Annotated in this window: 1 protein-coding gene; it reads right to left on the bottom strand. The window is 62.8% G+C overall.

Annotated elements, in window-relative coordinates:
- Window positions 1-12: 12 nt before the first annotated feature.
- On the bottom strand, window positions 13-436 hold a 424-nt coding region (locus tag M3600_RS28610; RefSeq protein ID WP_251648587.1), incomplete at its 5' end, for an aminotransferase class I/II-fold pyridoxal phosphate-dependent enzyme.

Genomic DNA, 436 nt, shown 5'->3' with positions numbered 1-436 from the left:
ACTTAAGCGCCATCAAATCGCTATCGCCTCTCTCAGCCGTCGGGCAAGTCCGTCAGCCATCGCCGGCGAACGTATATTGGTAAAACTCATCAATAATCCCCCCTCGCCCGCGTGGCGAATCCGCCAGTCGCTCAGCGCCTGCACCGCCAGCCCGGCCACAACCGCCCGCCGCGCGAGCAGCCGATCGTCGCCGCTGACCGACATAACCAGTTGAATTCCCCCCAGCTGCGGCGTGACCTGAAAGCCCTGCGCCTGCAGAGCCGACTCCAGCCACTGTCTACGCTGGCTATAGCTGGCGCGCATTTTCTTCAAATGACGCCAAAAATGTCCCTGCTGGATAAAATCCGCCAGCGTCTGCTGCCACAGGGTGGGAACGGTGCAGGACTGGCGCTCCGCGGTCTGGTGAAAACGCGCCACCAGCGGGGTCGGCACCACC

The organism is Niallia sp. MER 6 (assembly GCF_023714395.1).
Lineage (GTDB): Bacteria > Bacillota > Bacilli > Bacillales > Cytobacillaceae > Niallia.
The sequence above is the reverse complement of the archived record's forward strand: the minus strand, read 5'-3'. Positions and strand labels throughout refer to the sequence as shown.